We start from the raw sequence: 19,956 nt of genomic DNA, 5'->3' as shown, positions 1-19,956 counted from the left end.
GGGAATAATCCACCACATATACTGTCACCTCATTGCGGACCATCTTCCTTTCCGCCAGATACCGGTAATGGCATAAAAGACAGGAGAATGTTGCTTATGTCAACCAGGCGGTCATTTTCGATGCCATCAATGATGGTGTCGCTATTATAAGTGTTGTGCATCCGCCACTTCGGCATGCGATATAATAAAAACATAATCATTCAGTATGGATACATAGTTCTATGATAACTATATGATAAACCAAAATTATCGTTGCGATTCGGTATGCCGTTAAACATATGTCAAAACAATCGGTAACGTTATTAATTTTATTAAGTTATTAGGTGTGCGCTATGGATTTGTGCATCTACGTGGAAATGGTGCAACAACAAATTGTCATAGGTGCAACTATTTATCAGGGTGTACACATGGTTGGCGCCACCAAAAAAATATGTTACGATACTGTCTATATGAAGGTCGGTACGATATGAAACAACATCGTTATCTTTGCTCATGTTAGCGGAATTCTGTTAATAGTTATTCACAAATCCTAAGCATTTAATATTTCCCATTTTCTGAATGGGAATGCTGCCCCAGCTTCCAACGGGGTTTGATCTGTCGTCCATATCTGTATCACTCGGGACCGCTACGGAGGTCCGAAAGTCATAGGGAGAGTAGCCAATCATGTATCATGTTTCACGCAATATCTTGTTAGGATTAGCTGTTTTTATTTTCGGCAGCACCTTGGCCCTGGCCGACATGGGGTCGTCCGTAGGGCCTGTTCCACAGCCTGCCGGCACAACGGCTCAACCTGGCCAGGGCACCGCTGCCCCGATGATGCCGGTACAGCCGGCTCAGGGTCCTCATGTGGGTCACAAGGAGTTGCATCACTTTGCATCGGCCATCGTGGCTATTCGTCCGATCGACAAGAAGGTGCGTCAGGAGATGTCCACGAAAAAAATGACCGTCGCGCAACATCATCAGATGCTCGTGAAATACGGAACGCAAATAAAGCATGTTTTAGTTCAGAACCATCTCACGCCAGTGAAATATGAAATGTTGTTGAAAAAGGCGCAGACAGACCCGGCGTTTGCTCAGCGTACGGAAGCTGTCATGAAGTCCATGGGTTAGTTGTTGATTTTAAAAAACGCGTTTGGCGATAGCCGCATATTGTCGGCTATCGCGTGGGTTCTTTTGGGAATGGCGAGCGTCACCGTATCTGCGGCTTCCACCACCATGTCTCAGTTCGAGGGGAATGCGCGACATTTGGCGTTCACCCCGGATAAGATCGGCAACTTCGATACCTTCATCAGTCAGCACATCATTGCTCCACCATCAGTCGATGGAGGGACCCTGTTGGTAACGACGGGGAAGGCGGGACGCCGCCAGGAGGGGCAGGTGCTGCGCGTCGATGCACGGACAGGCGCCATTGTATGGCGAACCTCGTTGAGCAACATTATCATGACGCAGGCGATCGTGGCGGACCGCGACGTGATAGTAGGGCTCGGGGGAAAGCGTATGTTTGCGGTCAACGCAGGCTATTCCTGCCGTTCCCGATTTCCCCATGCCATCGTGGCGCTCCAGGCGGCTACCGGCAAGCCGGTCTGGGAATACGCCACGCACTGTCAGGATATGCCGACGCCTGACTATGCCCACCATGAAGTTCTAACCCCTACCGGGGGCGGGCGTTTCATCGCCCTGGACGCCCGCACGGGGAAGCTGCTTTGGCAGATACACATCGGTGGATGGTCGGCGATGTCTTCTCCGGCCAGAGTGGGTTCGAATCTGTATTTCGGAACGGACAATCTCTTCACTCGCCACAACGATTTTTACGATATCGACTGGCGAACCCACAAAATTCGCTGGTCGCGGAATTTCGCGCATGCCGTCAATCTTGCGGAAGCATCCCCGGTGGGGCGCGGGAACGCCGTGTTTACGGCGTTCATGCGTAAGGATTCCTATGATCTGTGGGACATTCTGGTACATCTCTGGAAGCACACCGCGATGCGTGACTTTGCCTTCGAGGTGGTGAGCCTGGACGCTGCGACCGGGCGTCTGATCCATCGAAAAAATATCTATACCCGTTACCTCTCGCCGCGCGCATGGATTCATGAGCGTATCATCAGCAGTGAAATATATTGGAAGAACTGGGCAATAGCAGCACTACGGAAAATGGGCCACGCCATCCATCTCCCAGCCCTGTTTTCCAGTATGCGCAGGCACGATCCGACGCACCCCGGAATCTACGACCCTCCCCTCACCGCGTGGCACCGCATCATTTATGTCGAACCACGCTTGACCAAACGGTTATATGCGTTGGATGCGCACACCGAAAGAATCCTCTGGACCTTTCGGACAGGGGCGGATGTCAGTAACCCCAATATATACCATGGAGCCCTTTATACGGTGAATGCTAGGGGAATATTGTATGTGTTGAATGCGCGAACGGGCAAACTGATATATACCGAAAGACTCGCAACCGGCACGGTGGGACCATCCGATGGTCTGCTCAGTCCGTATGCCTTTGTCGTGGGAGGCACCTCCGGGAACCTGGTCTCTCTGCCTATCGGGCATTTGAATGGAAGCGCTGGTACCCCTGGAAAATTCTTGCACTTAGGTACCAAAGCTCGTTCGCTATGTGAAGAAAAAGACGCAAGCTGAGCCGACATTTGTGCGGCATGTCGAAACCCTGATAAAGGCGCATGATGGGTAGAACTTCCCTTGGTTTTACCGAACCGGTGTCATGGTGAGACACATGGCATGTCGCGCTAATCACTTTTTTCGAGGACCTCGCAGAGCAGGGTGCCCTGCGCCAGAGTGGCGGTAACCCGTGCATGCACCTCGATAGAGGCGCTGCCAAAAATGACCTTGCCGGACTCATCGCGAAGGACGGCAAAGCCGCGTTGCAGCACGGCTAATGGGTCCAGCAGGCGTAGGGCTGCTGCCTGTTGCTGTTGTTGCGCCGCAGCGCTGGACAAGGCCTTATATATCGCCAGAATCAGCGCTGCGCGTCTGGTTTTCAGCATCTCAGTCAGGCTTTGCAAGCGCTGGCGCGGGTCTTGCCGCAAACGTCGCGCCTGGAGCATCTGCAGTCGTCCGCCCCATAGGGTCTGCTGATGTTGCATGGCCTGCCACAAGGCCTCACGCGCCAGACGCAAACGGTGCTCAGCATCCCGCACCCGCTCGCCGGGATGACGAAGGCGCAGCCGCAAATAGTCGAGACGCTGGGTCGCGTCCCGTAGCGTGCGCTGCATGGACTGTTCCAGTTGTCGCCGTTGTGTCTGCACCCGCGGCAACCACTCAGCGCGGTCGGGGCTAACCGCTTCCGCCGCCGCCGTGGGAGTCGCCGCGCGCAGATCACCCGCGAAATCGGCAATGGTGAAATCAATTTCATGACCAATACCCGTCACCACCGGCACCGGGCAGGCACGAATGGCGCGCGCCACACTTTCTTCATTAAAACACCACAGATCCTCCGCGCTGCCGCCACCACGCGCCAAGATCACCACATCCTCCTGTTGCCGACTGGCAATGCGGGTCAACGCGGTGCAAATCTGTGCGGCAGCCTGATCGCCCTGCACCAGCACCGGATAAATCATGACCGCGAGCATCGGCCAGCGCCGCGCCAGCGTCACCTGGATGTCATGCAGCGCCGCACCGCTCGCTGAAGTGACCACGGCGACCCGCTGCGGCCAGCGGGGGAGGGGTCGTTTGAGCTCCGGCGCAAAAAGCCCTTCGGCCGCGAGCTTGTCCCTCAGGGCGACAAAACGCGCCTGTAAATCACCCACACCGGCATCCAGTAATTGTTCGACAATCAACTGAAAATCGCCCCGTCCTTCATACAGGGTGGGCTGCGCCAGTACCTGCACCTGCATGCCGTTGCGGGGCTCCACCCGGGTATAGGTATTGCGCTGGCGGAACATGGCGCAGCGCACCTGCGCCCGCGCATCCTTTAGCGAAAAATACCAGTGCCCCGATCCGGGGCTGCTGAAATTGGACAGTTCACCCTCCACCCTCAACAGCGGAAAATTCCCTTCAATGATCTCGCGGGCGGCAGCGTTCAGTGCGCTGACGGTGAGTATGGGGATCTGCGAATCATTGCTGGTCATGGCATGCTCTCATGGTAGAGGGGGCAGGAGACTCTTGACCCTGTCGCCCTTCGCGTTCTAAGGTCAGCATAATATATTTTACTGTCATTCGGGATGGTCCTGAATGACCGGCGCATTGCCGCGCAAACATCCGCATCAAAGGAATTCATCATGGCCATAGTAGAACTCACGCAAGATAATTTCGACGCCGTCGTGGCTGGAAACGACATGGTGCTGATCGATTTCTGGGCGCCCTGGTGTGCACCCTGCCGCGCTTTCGCGCCCATTTTTGAGGCCGCTGCTGAGAAGTATCCGGATGTGGTATTTGCCAAGGTGAATACGGACACCGAGCAGGAACTTGCAACTTCTTTTCAGATCCGTTCCATTCCCACCCTGACCATCTTCCGCCAGCAGATCGGTATTTTCTCTCAGGCGGGCTCACTCCCGGCCAGCGCGCTGGAAGAAGTGATTCAACAGGCCCGGGCACTGGATATGGACAAAGTCCGCGAAGAAATCTCCGCTCAGCCGGATACAACGCACTGATTGTCACATCGGTGGTCAGGAGCGGACGCTTCGTGGTCATCACCGATGAGATCAATGCCAGGCCGATACATGCCGCACCCCCAGGAAATGCATATTCAGTGGAATTTCTATTTTACGGGTTTGCTTTGCGAGTTGCTTTGAGAACGGCATATACGGGAAGGAGAGCCGGATGATCTGTTCCGCTGCCGCATCCAGGGCTTTGTTCCCTGATGACTGCTCCATGATGATGCGTTGAAGGTTCCCCTGCGGATTCAGTACGACCTTGACCTTAAGTTGCCCGACCATTTCCCCCGGGTAATTGAGATCGCCGATTCGCTCCAGCTTCTGTATCCATCCGGCAATATAAAAATCCGCCACTGGTCCTTTCGGATTTTCAAACTTCGGTAATGGCGGGCTTGCGGTCGCGGCGCGGGCCACTTGGTCCATCTGCTCTTCCAATCTGCCAATGCTGATATGAGGCAAGGGTTGACGCTGCGTACTGGGAGAGGCCTGTGTCGTCTCTGGTGTCATCTGCCGCGACAGAGGATGCGCTGGTGCCGGCGCACGACGGGGTTGCGGCACGACTCTGGGTTTAGGTTGCGGACGTGCGGCGGGTACGATCCGATGCGGCGCGGCTAACGGCCTGCTGGGGGGCAGGACCCGCGGCATGGTTGGGCTGGGCGCCTGGGGCCGGATAGGTTTGGGCATGATTTCAAAGGTCTTGTGGACGGTTGTTTGACTGCGCAATGACACCATTTTCGGTTTCTGGACGTGTACCAGAAAAAAAATACCCAGCGCTATAAGCAGAGCGGAGAGCAGCAACCAGGGCGGCAGGCTCTCGCTCCAGTGGGGCTTTTCCTCGGGAACCAGAAAATAAAACTTGTGTTCAGCGATGGCCAATCGTCCTAACCTCGCGGCAATGCCGCCCCACGCAGTTCAACCCGCCCACGCTGGGCGGGCACTGGGCGTAAGCTTGAATCATCGACAGCCCCGAGTAAAGGTGGCGTGCCGTACTCAGGCCTAACGCTTTCGCACACTGGGGATATGGGGCAGAAATCCGGCCAGTATACCGAGCAAAGGCAGGAAAGCGCATATCTGATATACCACCTGGATACTCCAGACGTCTGCCAGTTCCCCCAGCAATGCGGCACCGACCCCGCCCAGACCAAAAGCCAGCCCGAAAAACAGACCGGAAACGGTCCCGATCTTGCCGGGTACCAATTCCTGCGCATACACCACAATGGCCGGAAAGGCCGAAGCCAGCAGAAAACCGATGACCATGGTCAACATGGCACTCAGGGTCAGGCCCACGTAAGGTAGAGCCATGGTGAAGGGCGCGATCCCCAGCAGGGAGACCCAGATCACTTTCTTGCGACCGATCCGGTCACCAATCGGCCCGCCCGCCAATGTCCCCGCTGCCACTGCCGCCAGAAATACGAAGAGATGCATCTGCGCTTCCCGGGTTCCGATATGAAAGCGCTGCATCAGGTAAAAAATCAGGTAACTGCTGATGCTGGTCAGATACAGAAACTTGGAGAACATCAGTGCGACCAGTATGATCATGCTGCGTCGCACCAGTTTGGCAGGTAGCAAGGGCGCCACGGCCTTTGCCACTGGCCTTCTGGGCTGACGGTGCTGGTGCTGATACCAGCGCCCCACGAAAGAAAGAATCACAATGGCTAGCAACGCCGCGAGCGAGAACCATGACAGGCTGTGCTGACCGTTGGGCATGACGACAAAGGCGGCCAGCAACGGGCCCGCTGCGGTACCCACATTTCCACCCACCTGAAAGATGGATTGCGCCAGTCCGTGGCGCCCGCCAGAGGCCATCCGCGCCACCCGCGACGACTCTGGGTGGAATACTGAAGAACCCAGGCCCACTAACGCTGCTGCCAACAAGAGCACCTCATAATTTGGAGCCACGGATAGCAACAGCAGCCCACCAAACGTAAACAGCATGCCGAAGGGCAATGAATAGGGCATGGGGTGGCCATCGGTAAAACGCCCGACCAACGGTTGAACGATGGATGCGGTCACCTGATAGGCGAGCGTAATCAACCCGATCTGCCCAAAACTCAGGTCGAAATGGCTTTTGAATAGCGGGTACACCGCCAGCATCAGCGACTGGATGCTATCATTGAGAAAATGTGACACGCTGATAGCGCCCAAAACCTCAAAGCGGGTGACGTCGGTGGCCGCGCTGGGGAGATTCCCGATCTTTTGCAGAGACATGGCGAAAGCCTTTAAGATGATGTGCGGCAGGATTTTAGGGGTTGACGAACGTACCGTCCAGTCTGAATCTTCGTTTTTCCCTTGCCCAGAGGACTGGGCCTAGTGTTTAATTGGCGAACATGGAAAAGCATATGAACGACGAATCGTCCCCCGTGGAAGCCCCCGCCGACTTCGCAAGCACCCTGGATGCCTTGGAAGAGACCGTTCGCCGCCTGGAAGGGGGGCAGTTGGGTCTGGAAGACTCTGTCGCCCTTTTTCAGCGCGGCATCGAGTTGTCCAGGCGTGCCGAGGCGCAGTTGCAGAACGCGCGGCAAATCGTGGAAACATTGCTCGGAGAGGACGCGGTTCCTGCTCCGCTTACTCAGGAAGAAGACGGATGACCCTGGATGTTGCGGTGAACAACGAAACTTTTGCGCAGTTCCGGTCACGCTCGGTACGACGCATTGAGGACGTTCTGGAAACACTGCTGCCCCCGGCGCATCTCCTGCCGGCGCGGCTGCATGACGCCATGCGTTATAGTACGCTGGGTGGCGGCAAGCGCGTCCGTCCCCTGCTGGTATACGCAGCAGGAGCCTGTTTGGGGGTGCCGCTGGAGCTTCTGGACCGCCCTGCAGCGGCATTGGAAATGATCCATGCCTATTCTCTAGTGCACGATGATCTCCCCGCCATGGACAATGATGATCTGCGTCGCGGCCTGCCCACCTGTCATCGCGCCTATGACGAGGCCACGGCCATTCTTGTCGGCGACGGTTTGCAGGCGCAGGCCTTCCTGGTACTTGCTGAACCGGGTTGGGGGATGGCGGCGGAACGGCAGGTGCAGATGCTGGCGAGCCTCGCGCAGGCCGCTGGTTCGCGGGGTATGGTGGGAGGACAGGCCATTGATCTTGCGGCGGTGGGGCATGAATTGGCCTTGCCGGCGTTGGAGCAAATGCACCTGCACAAAACGGGCATGCTCATGCGCTGTGCCATCCAGTTGGCGCTCTGCGCGGCAGGCATTGATGCGCAGGAGGCCCGTGGTGCCGCGCTGCTGCGTTACGCCGACCGTGTCGGGCTCGCCTTTCAGGTGCAGGACGATATCCTTGACGAAATCGGGGATCTGCAGCAAACCGGAAAAGCGCAGCAGGGCGCGGACCGCAGCCGCAACAAACCCAGTTTCATCACCCTGCTTGGCCTTGCAGAGGCACGAAGCTATGCCCGACGCCTGCTCGACGAGGCTTTGGATGCCTTGCAATCCTGGCAAGCAGAAGCAGATCATCTTCGCGCCTTGGCGCGCCTCATAATAGAGCGGAGCAAATGAGTGATTTGTTGAAGAGTATCCCCATGCCTGCCGAACTGCGCCAGATGTCGCGCAGTGAGCAGAAGAACGTGGCCAAGGCGGTGCGCCACTTCCTCTTGGAAACGGTCAGCCGGACGGGTGGGCATCTCTCTTCCTGTCTGGGAGCTGTAGAGCTGACCGTGGCGCTGCACGCCGTATTCAATACGCCGGACGATCGTCTGGTCTGGGATGTCGGGCACCAGGCATACCCCCACAAAATTCTGACCGGACGTGGTGCACGTTTTCCGCAGTTGCGCATCAGGGATGGTCTCTCCGGCTTTCTCAAGCGGGATGAGAGCCCCTATGACAGCTTCGGCGCCGGACACTCCAGTACCTCTATCAGCGCCGGTCTGGGGATGGCGGTGGCGGCCAGGCTGGAGCATAAATCACGGCAGGTGGTGGCGATCATTGGTGACGGCGCCATGACGGCAGGTCTCGCCTATGAAGCGCTGAATAACGGCGGGGTTTTGGATGCCGACCTGCTGGTTGTCCTCAATGACAACGAGATGTCCATTTCACCCAATGTGGGCGCGGTATCCCGATATCTGACGCGTATTCTCTCCGGGCGCCTCTATAACACCGTACGCGAGGGTGCGGGACAGGCATTGAGTTTCGTACCGCCATTGCGTGAACTGGCCAGAAAGGCGGAAGAGGGCGTGAAGGGGCTGGTGACGCCGGGGGCGCTGTTCGAAGAAATGGGATTTCATTATTTTGGTCCCATCGATGGCCACGATCTGGATGCGTTGATCCCGACTCTCGAGAACCTGAAAAAAATCAGAGGACCACGTCTGCTTCATGTAATCACCAAAAAGGGCAAGGGCTATGGTCCCGCCGAGCTGGATCCCTGCGGCTATCATGGAGTAACGCCCTTTAACCGCAGCGATGGCAGGATGGCGAAGAAATCCGCCGGTGCACCGAGCTACACCCAGGTGTTCGGCGACTGGCTCTGCGAAAAAGGCGCGGCGGAAAAACACCTGGTCGCCATTACACCGGCCATGCGGGAGGGCTCCGGACTGGTGCGCTTTGAGCAACTGTTTCCCGAGCGCTATTTTGATGTGGGTATTGCCGAGCAGCATGCGGTGACTTTTGCAGCAGGGCTGGCCTGTGATGGGATACATCCGGTAGTCGCCATCTACTCCACCTTTTTGCAGCGGGCCTATGACCAGCTCCTGCATGATGTCGCCATCCAGAATCTGCCGGTACTTTTTGCCATCGACCGTGCCGGATTGGTGGGCGCCGACGGCGCCACCCATCAGGGCGCCTTCGACATCGCGTATGCCCGTTGCATACCCAATCTGGTCATCATGGCCCCAAAAGATGAGCAGGAAATGCGCGACATGCTCAATACAGGCTTTGCCTGGCAGGGACCTGCCCTGGTGCGTTATCCGCGCGACAACGGACTGGGCGTAGCCCTGGACAGAGATTTATCGCGGCAGATCCCTGTCGGCAAGGCCGAGATCCTGCGGAAAGGCAAGGATCTGGCGATTCTCGCCTTCGGTACCCGGGCGGCAGCGGCCATGGCGGCGGGCGAAACCCTCGACGCCACCGTCGTCAACATGCGTTTCGTCAAGCCGCTGGATACGGAATTGTTGACCAGCCTAGCACAGACCCATCGCGCATTTTTGACGGTGGAGGAGGGCGCGCGTATGGGCGGTGCCGGTAGTGCCGTGGCAGAATTCCTGCTCAATGAGGGCGTCGTGGTACCCATGCGTCTACTCGGTTTACCCGACATCTTCATCGAACAGGGCGATGCCGGCCGATGGCTGGCAGATCTGGGCCTGGATGCCGCAGGAATCGAAAAGTCCGGCAGAGAATTGCTGACGTTGCTTGCCCCGTCACCAGTCCGGGCGTAGTATTTGACTGATTCGATCCACTATTCCCAAGCGAGGGTCCGGTGAGAGATTGCGCGGTAGAAATCTTGGAAGATGTACAGGGTCGTGCCGACCCACGTGCCATCGCCATCCAGCAGGTGGGTATCCGCGCCGTGCGCCATCCCCTGCAGATCCAGGATCGTGACGGGATTGTGCAGCCCACGATCGCCCGGTGCAACATGTACGTGAGTCTGCCTGCCCATCTAAAGGGTACACACATGTCTCGTTTCATCGAGATTCTCAATGCCCATGAAGGCTCCTTCAGTGTCGAAGGCTTCGGCGCTGTGGTCGAGGAGATGCGGCAACGTCTGGAGGCGGATTCGGCGCGGCTGGAGATGCGCTTTCCGTTCTTTATCGAGAAGACCGCCCCCGTCTCCGGTGTCAGGAGCATGCTGGACTATGAGGTGAAACTGGCGGGAGAAATTACTCCGGCAGGTTATCGTCTGACCATGGGGGTCATGGTGCCGGTTACCAGTCTTTGCCCCTGCTCGAAAAGTATTTCGGAATATGGCGCTCACAATCAGCGGGCTCATGTTTGGGTCCATGTGCGTGCCTGTGAAACCGTCTGGATCAGGGATATCATTGACCTGATCGAGGCGGAGGCCTCCTGTGAGCTTTACGGCCTGCTGAAACGCCCCGATGAAAAATATGTCACGGAATACGCTTATGACCATCCCAAGTTTGTGGAAGATCTGGTGCGTGACGTTGCGCTACGACTGCAGGAGGACCGGCGCGTGCAATGGTTTTCGGTTTCTTCCGAAAACTTCGAGTCGATTCACAATCATTCGGCTTATGCCATGATTGAAATGGAAAAATAACTTATGGCCGGAAGCAGCATCGGCGAGTGTTTCCGGGTCAGCACCTTTGGCGAGAGTCACGGCCCGGCTATCGGTTGCATCGTCGATGGCTGCCCACCGGGCATGACGCTCAGCGCAGCCGATATTCAGACCGAACTGGATCGCCGTCGTCCCGGTCGGTCGCGCCATACCACCCAGCGTCAGGAAGCGGATCAGGTCGAGATTCTCTCCGGTGTCTTTGAGGGCCTGACCACCGGCACGCCCATTGGACTGCTGATTCGCAACACGGACCAACGCTCGCAGGATTACAGCAAAATCAAAGATCTGTTTCGTCCTGGTCATGCGGATTATACCTACTTGCAGAAATACGGCTTGCGCGACTATAGAGGGGGAGGGCGTTCCTCGGCGCGGGAAACGGCGATGCGGGTCGCCGCCGGGGCCATCGCCCGCAAGTTTCTGCGCGAGCGTCTTGGCGTGAACATCCAGGCGTGGATGGCGCAGATGGGGCCCATCCACGCCGAGGATTTTGATGCGGCGGAAATCTCCCACAATGACTTCTTTTGTCCAGATGCCGGAGCTGCGATCCGGATGGCCGACTTTCTGGATGGCCTGCGTAAAGAGGGCGATTCTATTGGCGCGCGAGTGGACGCGCGGGTTTCCGGTATGCCGGTTGGGCTCGGTGAACCGGTATTTGATCGCCTGGAAGCGGATATCGCCAAGGCGATGATGAGCATCAACGCGGTCAAGGCGATAGCCGTGGGTGACGGTTTTGCAGTGGTGGAGCAGCGGGGCAGCTATCATGGAGATGCCATGGCTGCCACGGGTTTCCAGAGCAATCATGCCGGTGGCGTTCTCGGCGGTATTTCTTCCGGGCAGGATCTCACGCTGTCCGTGGCCATCAAGCCGACCTCCAGTATTCGTATCCCGCGACAAAGTATCGATGTGCATGGTCGCCCGGCCGAAGTGATCACCACCGGTCGCCATGATCCCTGCGTCGGCATTCGTGCCGTCCCCATCGTCGAGGCCATGCTGGCGCTGGTGATCATGGACCACTGGATGCGTCACCGCGCCCAGAACGCCGACGTGCAGGCACCCCTGCCTCCCATCCCCGCCTAGGTTATGCAGGCAGATCGGGAAGGGGGCTGGCTCGCCGCCTTCTATTTCCTGTACTTTTGCGCGCTGGGGGCGTTCATGCCCTACTGGGGTCCATGGCTGCATGCCCAGGGCCAGAGTCCTCTGGCGATTGGAATTCTCACCGCGGCCGTGCAGTTCAGCAAGGTGCTGGCGCCCAATCTCTGGGGCTGGCTGGCGCATTTTTGGGGAAGTCGGCGGATCGTCCCCTGGGCGGCGCTGATTACTGCAGCGGGCTTCCTTGCCCTGGGGTTGGCCCATGGTAACTTTTCGGCCTTGCTGCTGATCACGCTGACGTTTTCCTTCTTCTGGGCAGCAACGCTACCCCTGGTGGATGCTACCACCATGGACTGGGCACAACGCTGTGGCGCCGCCTATGGGCGTATTCGACTCTGGGGCTCCCTTGGATTTATCGCCTTGTCGCTGGGCATGGGCGGGCTGCTTGCCCATTGGGGAATGACCGCGTTTTTGCCCGGTATCGCCATTTTTCTGGTGGCAGCATGGGGAGCGAGTCGTTATCTGCCCTATGGCACGCTGCCAGACGCCAATGCGCCGCGCCCCCGTCTCAGCGGCACACTCCGCCAGGTGAGTCTCTGGTTTTTCCTGCTGGCGGGTTTGCTGGAGCAGGCCAGTCATGGCGCCTATTACGCGTTTTATTCTATCTATGCGGAACAACATGGCCTGGGCAGTGCCGCAATCGGGATGCTATGGGGTTTTGCCGTGCTCTGTGAGGTGGCCTTTTTCTGGTGGGGCGATCGTCTTATCCGGCGCCTCGGCGTATCACTGGTTTTCACTGGCGCCTTCGTGCTGACCGCTCTGCGCTGGGGTGTGATCGCCTGGTGGCCGGGGCTGGTGTGGATCATACTCGTGCAAAGCCTCCATGCGGCCAGCTATGCAGCCTTCCATCTGGCGGCGGTACACTGGGTGTCGGGGCGCTTCCCCGGCGCTCTGCGCGCCCGGGGTATGGCGCTCTATGCCAGCGTTGTTTACGGACTGGGCGGAGGGCTGGGAGCCCTGGGGGCGGGCTGGACCTGGGCTCACTGGGGTGGGCAGAATACCTTTGCCGCAGCGTCGGCGCTGGCGCTTTTTGGGGGGGTATTTCTGATCCAGGCATTACGGCCGGCCCCTACTCTTGAAAAAGAGGCCGATTAATCCCATTTCCTGAGCAACACAACCCACGGGAGCCACTCAATGCGTACCGACAAACTGACTACCAAATTCCAACAGGCTTTTCAGGATGCTCAGAGTCTTGCGCTGGCGCAGGATCACCAGCAGATGGAGCCCATCCACTTGCTTGCTGCTTTTCTTGATCAGGAAGGAGGTATCGCTCGGCCACTCCTGTCAAAGGCCGGCGTGCGGGTCGATGCCCTACGCAACCAGTTGAACCGCGCGCTGGAGTCCATGCCGAAGGTACAAGGGCATCCGGGCGAGGTGCAGGTGGGCCGCGATCTTACCAATATGCTCAATCTGGCAGACAAGATAGGCCAGAAGCGCGGCGACACGTATATCTCCACCGAACACTTCCTGCTGGCCTTGATGGACGACAAGGGCGAGGCGGGGCGCCTCCTGAAAGAGGCGGGTGCCACCACCAAGGATCTGGAACAGGCCGTCCACGATCTGCACGGCGGGGAAAAAATCAATGATGCCAATGCCGAAGAGCAACGTCAGGCACTGGAGAAATATACCATTGACTACACCGAACGGGCCAGTCAAGGCAAGCTGGACCCGGTGATCGGCCGTGACGACGAAATCCGCCGGACCATTCAGGTATTGCTGCGGCGCAGCAAAAATAATCCGGTGTTGATCGGTGAACCAGGTGTGGGCAAAACCGCTATTGTCGAGGGCCTGGCACTGCGCTTGATTAATGGCGAAGTGCCCGAATCTTTGCGCGATAAGCGCCTTCTGGGTTTGGACTTGGGGGCACTGATTGCCGGTGCCAAGTTTCGCGGTGAGTTCGAGGAACGTCTGAAGTCGTTATTGAACGACCTGGAGAAGAGTGAGGGTAAAATCATTCTTTTTATTGATGAAATTCATACGCTGGTGGGGGCTGGCAAGGCCGAGGGCTCCATGGACGCGGGCAATATGCTCAAGCCGGCGCTGGCGCGCGGCGAGTTACATTGCATCGGTGCCACCACACTGGATGAATATCGTAAATATATTGAAAAAGATGCGGCGCTGGAACGACGTTTCCAGCGGGTGCTGGTGGATGAACCCAGTGTGGAAGACGCCATCGCCATTTTGCGTGGCCTGAAAGAACGCTATGAAGCTCATCATGGGGTACGCATTACCGATCCGGCGCTGGTCGCCGCAGTGCAGCTTTCACACCGCTATATCACCGACCGTAATCTGCCTGACAAAGCCATAGATCTGATGGATGAAGCGGCCTCCCGCATCAAGATGGAAATCGATTCCAAACCTCAGGAACTGGATGAACTGGAGCGCCGTATCATTCAGTTGAACATCGAGCGCGTGGCGCTGGAGAAGGAGAAGGATGAGGCCAGCCGTAAGCGCCTGGATATTCTGCAGGCCCAAATCAAAGAGTCAGATCGAAAATATCAGGAGCTGGAAGAAGTTTGGAAAGGCGAAAAGCTGGCTATCGAAGGTACCTCACAGATTCAGAAAGAACTGGATCGCAAGCGCGTGGAGCTGGACACGGCGCGTCGTGCCAACGACTTGGAGCGTATGGCGGAACTGCAATACAGCTCTATTCCGGCATTGGAAGCACAGCTCCATGCCGCTGAAATCCATGCGCAATCAGCAGGTTCAGGCGCTAAACCCACGTTGTTGCGCACCGAGGTGGGTGAAGAGGAAATCGCCGAAGTGGTGGCCCGCTGGACCGGCATTCCTGTCTCCAAAATGCTGGAGGGTGAAAAAGAAAAACTCCTCAAGATGGAGGAGCGCCTGCAGGCGCGGGTAGTGGGTCAGAGCGAGGCGGTGGCCGCGGTATCCAACGCCATTCGCCGCTCCCGGGCGGGGCTGTCTGACCCCAAGCGTCCCAATGGCTCTTTCCTTTTTCTTGGCCCCACGGGCGTCGGCAAAACGGAGTTGACCAAGGCCCTTGCCGAATTTCTCTTCGACAGTGAAGACCACCTGGTGCGCATCGACATGAGCGAATTCATGGAGAAGCATTCGGTGGCACGGCTCATTGGCGCGCCTCCGGGATACGTAGGTTATGAAGAAGGAGGCTATCTCACTGAAGCCGTGCGGCGCAAACCGTATTCGGTCGTATTGCTGGACGAGGTGGAGAAGGCCCACCCGGAAGTCTTCAATATCCTCCTGCAGGTACTGGATGACGGTCGGCTCACCGATGGCCAGGGGCGCACGGTAGATTTCCGCAATACCGTCATCGTCATGACTTCCAATCTCGGCTCCGACCGAATTCAGGAATTCAGTCGCAAAGGGGAGTATGACAGTATGCGCGTGGCGGTACTGGACGTGGTGCAGGATCACTTCCGTCCGGAGTTCCTCAACCGCATTGATGAGCTGGTCATCTTCCGTCCCCTCACCGCGGTGCAACTCCGTGAGATTACCGGGATTCAGATGGGCTTCCTGCGGTCACGCCTGCGCGAGCGGGATATGGATCTGGTACTCAGTGATGGCGCACTGGACCATCTGGCCGAGGTCGGTTATGACCCCGTCTACGGCGCTCGCCCCCTGAAAAGGGTGATTCAGCGGGAGATCGAAAATCCCCTTGCCCAAAAACTCCTGCGTGGTGACTTCGGACCCGGTGAGATTATTGAAGTGGTTCTTGAAGGAGACCGCTTTACCTTTGTCGGACAGCGGGTGCACTGAGTGTGCGCCGGCGGGCGCGCCAGACTCCCCTGTGGTCACCAGGATACGCCAGGCGGGCTCCCGTAAGGAATCAAAGGAGGTTCCCGGCTTTTGCGCCGGGAACCTCTTTGCTCTGCCGGCGCAAGATGGCACCTTAATGACACTGCGCACGCAGCGCGCCGAATTGCTTATTATCGCTTTACGGTACCCAGGTTCTGTAAGGTGCCCTCATCTTCCAGCGTGCTCATGTCTTGGGTGACCTCTTCACCACGGGCAATGGAGCGCAACAGACGGCGCATGATTTTGCCGGAACGGGTTTTGGGCAGAGCGTCGGTGAAACGGATATCGTCGGGTCGGGCGATCGCACCGATCAGTTCAGTCACCTGCGCGCGCAGCGCCGCACCCAGTTCATCACGATCGTCACCCTGATGTTGATGCTTCAGTACAACAAAAGCACAAATAGCCTCTCCTTTGATTTCGTGCGGGATTCCAACAATCGCTGCCTCCGAGACCGCAGGGTGCGCCACCAATGCCGATTCCACCTCCGCCGTACCCAGACGGTGCCCGGAGACATTGAGTACGTCATCGATACGCCCCATCACCCAGAAATAACCGTCCGCGTCGCGGCGCGCACTATCTCCGGCAATGTAGTAGCGATTATCAAACCTGGCCCAGTAACTCTCTACATAGCGCTCCGGATTCCCCCAGACGCCACGCAGCATGCCTGGCCATGGCCGATCAATGACCAGGTAGCCCCCGGCATTGGGGGCGGTGATGGGGGCGCCCTGGTCATTCACGATGCGCGCGCTGATGCCGGGGAGGGGTAGGGCGCATGAACCTGGCCTGTTGGCTGTCACGCCAGGCAATGGCGCGATCATGTGCCCCCCGGTTTCCGTTTGCCACCAGGTATCGGCTACGGGGCAGCGCCCACCGCCAATCTGTTTGTAATACCACATCCAGGCCTCCGGATTCATAGGTTCACCCACCGAACCCAGAAGCCGCAGACTGGAGAGGTCATGACGCTGTGGCCATTCATCGCCCATTTTCATGAAGGCGCGTACCGCCGTAGGGGCGGTATAGAGAATACTGATGCCGTGCCGTGCGATCATTTTCCAGAACCGATCTGGTTGCGGGTGCATGGGCGCCCCTTCATAAAGGAAGACGGTGGCACCGTTGGCCAGCGGACCGTAGACCACGTAGCTATGGCCGGTGATCCAGCCGATGTCCGCGGTGCACCAGTACACATCTTCCGGCTTGATATCGAATACCCAGCGAGTGGTGAGCATAGTCCAGAGCAGATAGCCTGCACTGCTGTGGAATACGCCCTTGGGTTTGCCAGTGCTACCCGAGGTGTAAAGAATGAAGAGCGTATCCTCAGCCTGCATGGACAGGGCAGGGCAGTCAGCATTCACGTCGGCGACAGCATCCTCCCACCAGATATCGCGGCCCTCCTGCATGTCGATATCCGCCCCGGTACGGCGCAGGACAATGACGTGCCGTACGGAATGTTCATGCTCGCGCAGCAGGGCCTGATCCGCATGGCGTTTGAGTGGCACCATCTTTCCTGCACGCCAGGCACCATCGGCGGTGATCAGCACCTTGGCATCGGTGTCCTCCAGACGATCCTTGAGGGCCTCCGCCGAGAATCCGCCAAACACCACGGTATGGATCGCCCCAATCCGTGCGCAGGCAAGCATGGCGATGATCGCTTCCGGCACCATGGGCATATAGATCGCGACCCGATCCCCCTTTTGCACCCCCTGATGTTTGAGGGCATTGGCAAAAAGGCTCATTTCCCGATGCAGTTGCGCGTAGGTCACGGTCCGCACACTGCCATCCTCGCCCTCCCATATCAATGCTGCTTTATGGCGTGTGGCACCCCGCAGGTGCCGATCCACGCAGTTGTACGCTACATTGAGTTGGCCGCCGCCGAACCAGCGATAGAAGGGTGCCTGATCCACCTCCAGTACACGCTGAAACGGAACATCCCAGTCCAGATGCTGACGCGCCAGGTCCCCCCAAAAACCATCGGGATCCTCCGTCGCCTGCCGGTTTAGGCGAGCGAAGGTTTCGGCATCCATATTGGCCTGACTGGCAAAATGCGCGGGAACAGGGAAGGATCGTGTTTCGGATAAGGCAGAGTCTATAGATGTCGACATAAAAAGTACCTGGAGAAGTGGTTCATACGGTTGAACAGGCGTCCGCAAACATAGCACCGCACACACATTGTTGCCACTCCACCCTGCCCAACACCTTACACCGCCGCTGCTTCCTGTACTTTATTGCCTTCGAGCACGTAGAGTTCAGCTTGGGTAAGTGCCGCTGGCGTCCCAAATAACACCAGCACGTCCCCAGGTTGCAGTACCGTATCGGGAGACGGCTCACGTCCGCGGATTCCGTGGCGTCGTACGGCCACTACGACCACGCCAAAACTGGTGAGGTTCAGCTCGCGCAGGCTGAGATGGAGGGCAAAAGCGGTTTCACCCAGCGCAATGGAAGCCAGTCGCGCCGAACCCTGGTCTTCACCGGGTTCCGAGCTCCCCCAGAACGCTCCCCGGAAGAACTGATAACGCTCTTGCCGGAAACGTCGCACTCGACGCAGCACCGTACTGATCGGAAAACCGATCAGCAACAAGGCCTGCGAGGCCAGCATCAGAGCACCTTCGGTTACTTCTGGCACAACCTCATCAGCGCCGGCGGCCTCCAGTCTCTCCAACTGGCTGTCGTCGTGGGCCCGCACGACGACTGGCAGGTCCGGGCGTAGTTCCTTGATAATGGACAGCACCCTCTGGCTGGAGGTGACATTCGCATACGTAATGACTACAGCCCGTGCAGAAAAAATGCCTGCCGCCTGCAACACGTCGCGACGACTGGCGTCGCCATAAAAAATGGACTCGCCCGCGGACTGCGCCTGGCGCACCCGTACCGGATCCAGATCGAGCGCCACAAAGGGGATACCCTCTTCTTCCAGAACCCGCCCCACACTCTGTCCCACCCGCCCATAGCCGCAGAGCACAACATGCGCCTGCAAATTTGCCGAACGGATATCCGCCAGTTGCTGATCGCGATGGTGGCGATAGCTGCCCACCATTTGACGGGTCAACCATCCGTTACGCTCCACCAGAACAGGTGCGAGCATCATGGACAGGAGCATGCCGCCGAGAACCGGTTGCAGCACATGGGCAGGCAATAATTGATACTGGTTGGCTAACGCCAGCAGCACGAAACCAAACTCACCCGCCTGAGCCAGTACAATGGCTGAGCGCATGGCCACGCCCGACTCATAGCCGAAAAGACGTGCGAGTCCCCAGACCAGCGCACCCTTGAGCAGCAGAATCATGGCAAGCACGATGATGACCCAGCTCAGATTCGCCCACCATGCCGGCAAATCCACGAGCATGCCAATGGTAACGAAAAAAAGGCCCAGTAAAATATCGCGAAAAGGCGCGATATCCGCTTCCACCTGATAGCGGTAAGCCGTCTCGGAAATCAGCATTCCTGCTACAAAAGCACCCAGTGCCAGCGATAATCCGGCCTGTTCGGTAATCCACGCAAGTCCGAGGGTCACCAGTAACACATTGAGCATGAACAGCTCTGTCGACTTGCGATTGGCCACGAGCTGAAACCAGGGTCGCATCACCGGCCGCCCGACCACAAGCAGGACCAACAGCACCAGCACCGCCTTCAGTCCGGCCATGGCCAGATCATCTGCCAGATCGTTGGCCGAACCGGCAAGCGCAGGGATCAGAATCAGTAAGGGGACTACGGCGAGATCCTGGAACAGCAGTACACTTACGGCGATACGCCCATGCCGGGTCTGTATTTCCATTTTTTCAGCCAGCGCCCGCACCACCATGGCAGTGGATGACATGGCCAAAATTCCACCGAGGATCACCCCCGTTTTCCAGGAGAGCGGGATGAGCAACGCGATGCCGACAAAGACCAGACTGGTCAGAACGACCTGCGCCAGTCCCATGCCAAATACCAGGCGGCGCATGCTCAGGAACTGCGCGAGACTGAATTCCAGACCAATGGTAAACATCAGAAAAACCACCCCGAAGGCGGCAAGCTGTCGGGTGCTGGCAAGATCGGGCACTACGGCCAGGGCGTGCGGACCCAGAATGACACCTGTCAAAAGATATGCAAAGACTGCCGGCAGACGCAGATGACGCAGAAAGCCAACCAGCAGCACTCCGGTAGCCAAGAGCAGGATGATCGTCAACAGGCCGTGATCTTGCATGTTCCTCCTC

The 19,956-nt window shown here is 57.8% G+C and carries 15 protein-coding genes; 10 read left to right on the top strand and 5 right to left on the bottom strand.

Annotation, left to right across the window (positions count from 1 at the left end; all coding sequences use genetic code 11):
- The first annotated feature begins 663 nt into the window (after positions 1-663).
- Positions 664-1,110: a DUF4168 domain-containing protein gene (locus AFE_RS09185; protein WP_012536885.1), complete on the top strand. Its 447-nt coding sequence runs from the start codon at positions 664-666 to the stop codon at positions 1,108-1,110.
- A gap of 105 nt (positions 1,111-1,215) precedes the next feature.
- The gene (locus AFE_RS09180; protein WP_158303825.1) at positions 1,216-2,640 is read left to right on the top strand and encodes an outer membrane protein assembly factor BamB family protein; all 1,425 of its coding nucleotides are present in this window, start codon (positions 1,216-1,218) and stop codon (positions 2,638-2,640) included.
- A 107-nt stretch (positions 2,641-2,747) separates the two neighbouring features.
- Here the strand turns inward: AFE_RS09180 and xseA are convergent, their stop codons facing one another.
- Complete coding sequence (xseA, locus tag AFE_RS09175; protein ID WP_012536883.1) at positions 2,748-4,088, bottom strand: exodeoxyribonuclease VII large subunit; 1,341 nt, start codon at positions 4,086-4,088, stop codon at positions 2,748-2,750.
- 150 nt (positions 4,089-4,238) lie between these two features.
- Between xseA and trxA the strand changes: the two genes are divergently transcribed.
- Positions 4,239-4,610: a thioredoxin gene (gene trxA, locus AFE_RS09170; RefSeq protein ID WP_012536882.1), complete on the top strand. Its 372-nt coding sequence runs from the start codon at positions 4,239-4,241 to the stop codon at positions 4,608-4,610.
- A 51-nt stretch (positions 4,611-4,661) separates the two neighbouring features.
- Here trxA and AFE_RS16820 read toward each other — a convergent pair whose 3' ends face one another.
- Both AFE_RS16820 and AFE_RS09160 read right to left on the bottom strand, forming a co-directional pair.
- Positions 4,662-5,048, bottom strand: coding sequence for an energy transducer TonB family protein (locus tag AFE_RS16820; RefSeq protein WP_230456301.1), 387 nt, complete (start codon positions 5,046-5,048; stop codon positions 4,662-4,664).
- A 561-nt stretch (positions 5,049-5,609) separates the two neighbouring features.
- A complete protein-coding gene (locus AFE_RS09160; protein ID WP_012536880.1) occupies positions 5,610-6,821 on the bottom strand; it encodes an MFS transporter in 1,212 nt (403 codons plus the stop codon).
- Positions 6,822-6,952: 131 nt separating this feature from the next.
- Between AFE_RS09160 and xseB the strand changes: the two genes are divergently transcribed.
- The 7 genes from xseB (at position 6,953) to clpB (ending at position 15,727) form a co-directional block, all read left to right on the top strand.
- On the top strand, positions 6,953-7,201 hold the full coding sequence (gene xseB / locus AFE_RS09155; protein ID WP_009567229.1) for an exodeoxyribonuclease VII small subunit: 249 nt from the start codon (positions 6,953-6,955) through the stop codon (positions 7,199-7,201).
- Positions 7,198-8,118 carry a farnesyl diphosphate synthase gene (locus tag AFE_RS09150; RefSeq protein ID WP_012536879.1) on the top strand — a complete coding sequence of 307 codons (921 nt, stop codon included), beginning with the start codon at positions 7,198-7,200 and terminating at the stop codon, positions 8,116-8,118. Before xseB ends, AFE_RS09150 begins: the two co-directional genes overlap by 4 nt.
- Entirely contained in the window at positions 8,115-9,989 is a 1,875-nt protein-coding gene (gene dxs / locus AFE_RS09145; protein ID WP_012536878.1) for a 1-deoxy-D-xylulose-5-phosphate synthase, read from the top strand. Before AFE_RS09150 ends, dxs begins: the two co-directional genes overlap by 4 nt.
- 65 nt (positions 9,990-10,054) lie before the next feature.
- The gene (gene folE2, locus AFE_RS09140) at positions 10,055-10,825 is read left to right on the top strand and encodes a GTP cyclohydrolase FolE2 (RefSeq protein ID WP_215905492.1); all 771 of its coding nucleotides are present in this window, start codon (positions 10,055-10,057) and stop codon (positions 10,823-10,825) included.
- 3 nt (positions 10,826-10,828) lie between these two features.
- Positions 10,829-11,920, top strand: a complete 1,092-nt coding sequence (gene aroC / locus AFE_RS09135) for a chorismate synthase (protein WP_009562239.1) — start codon at positions 10,829-10,831, stop codon at positions 11,918-11,920.
- Between the two features lie 3 nt (positions 11,921-11,923).
- Entirely contained in the window at positions 11,924-13,087 is a 1,164-nt protein-coding gene (locus AFE_RS09130; protein WP_012536876.1) for an MFS transporter, read from the top strand.
- Positions 13,088-13,126: 39 nt separating this feature from the next.
- The gene (gene clpB, locus AFE_RS09125) at positions 13,127-15,727 is read left to right on the top strand and encodes an ATP-dependent chaperone ClpB (protein WP_012536875.1); all 2,601 of its coding nucleotides are present in this window, start codon (positions 13,127-13,129) and stop codon (positions 15,725-15,727) included.
- A 170-nt stretch (positions 15,728-15,897) separates the two neighbouring features.
- On the opposite strand, the gene acs is transcribed toward clpB, so the two are convergent.
- Both acs and AFE_RS09115 read right to left on the bottom strand, forming a co-directional pair.
- Complete coding sequence (gene acs / locus AFE_RS09120; RefSeq protein WP_012536874.1) at positions 15,898-17,865, bottom strand: acetate--CoA ligase; 1,968 nt, start codon at positions 17,863-17,865, stop codon at positions 15,898-15,900.
- Between the two features lie 95 nt (positions 17,866-17,960).
- Positions 17,961-19,946, bottom strand: coding sequence for a monovalent cation:proton antiporter family protein (locus AFE_RS09115; protein ID WP_012536873.1), 1,986 nt, complete (start codon positions 19,944-19,946; stop codon positions 17,961-17,963).
- Positions 19,947-19,956: the final 10 nt, after the last annotated feature.

This window comes from Acidithiobacillus ferrooxidans ATCC 23270 (assembly GCF_000021485.1).
GTDB lineage: Bacteria > Pseudomonadota > Gammaproteobacteria > Acidithiobacillales > Acidithiobacillaceae > Acidithiobacillus > Acidithiobacillus ferrooxidans.
Note: the sequence above shows the minus strand (reverse complement) of the source record. Positions and strands in the feature narration are given on the sequence as shown.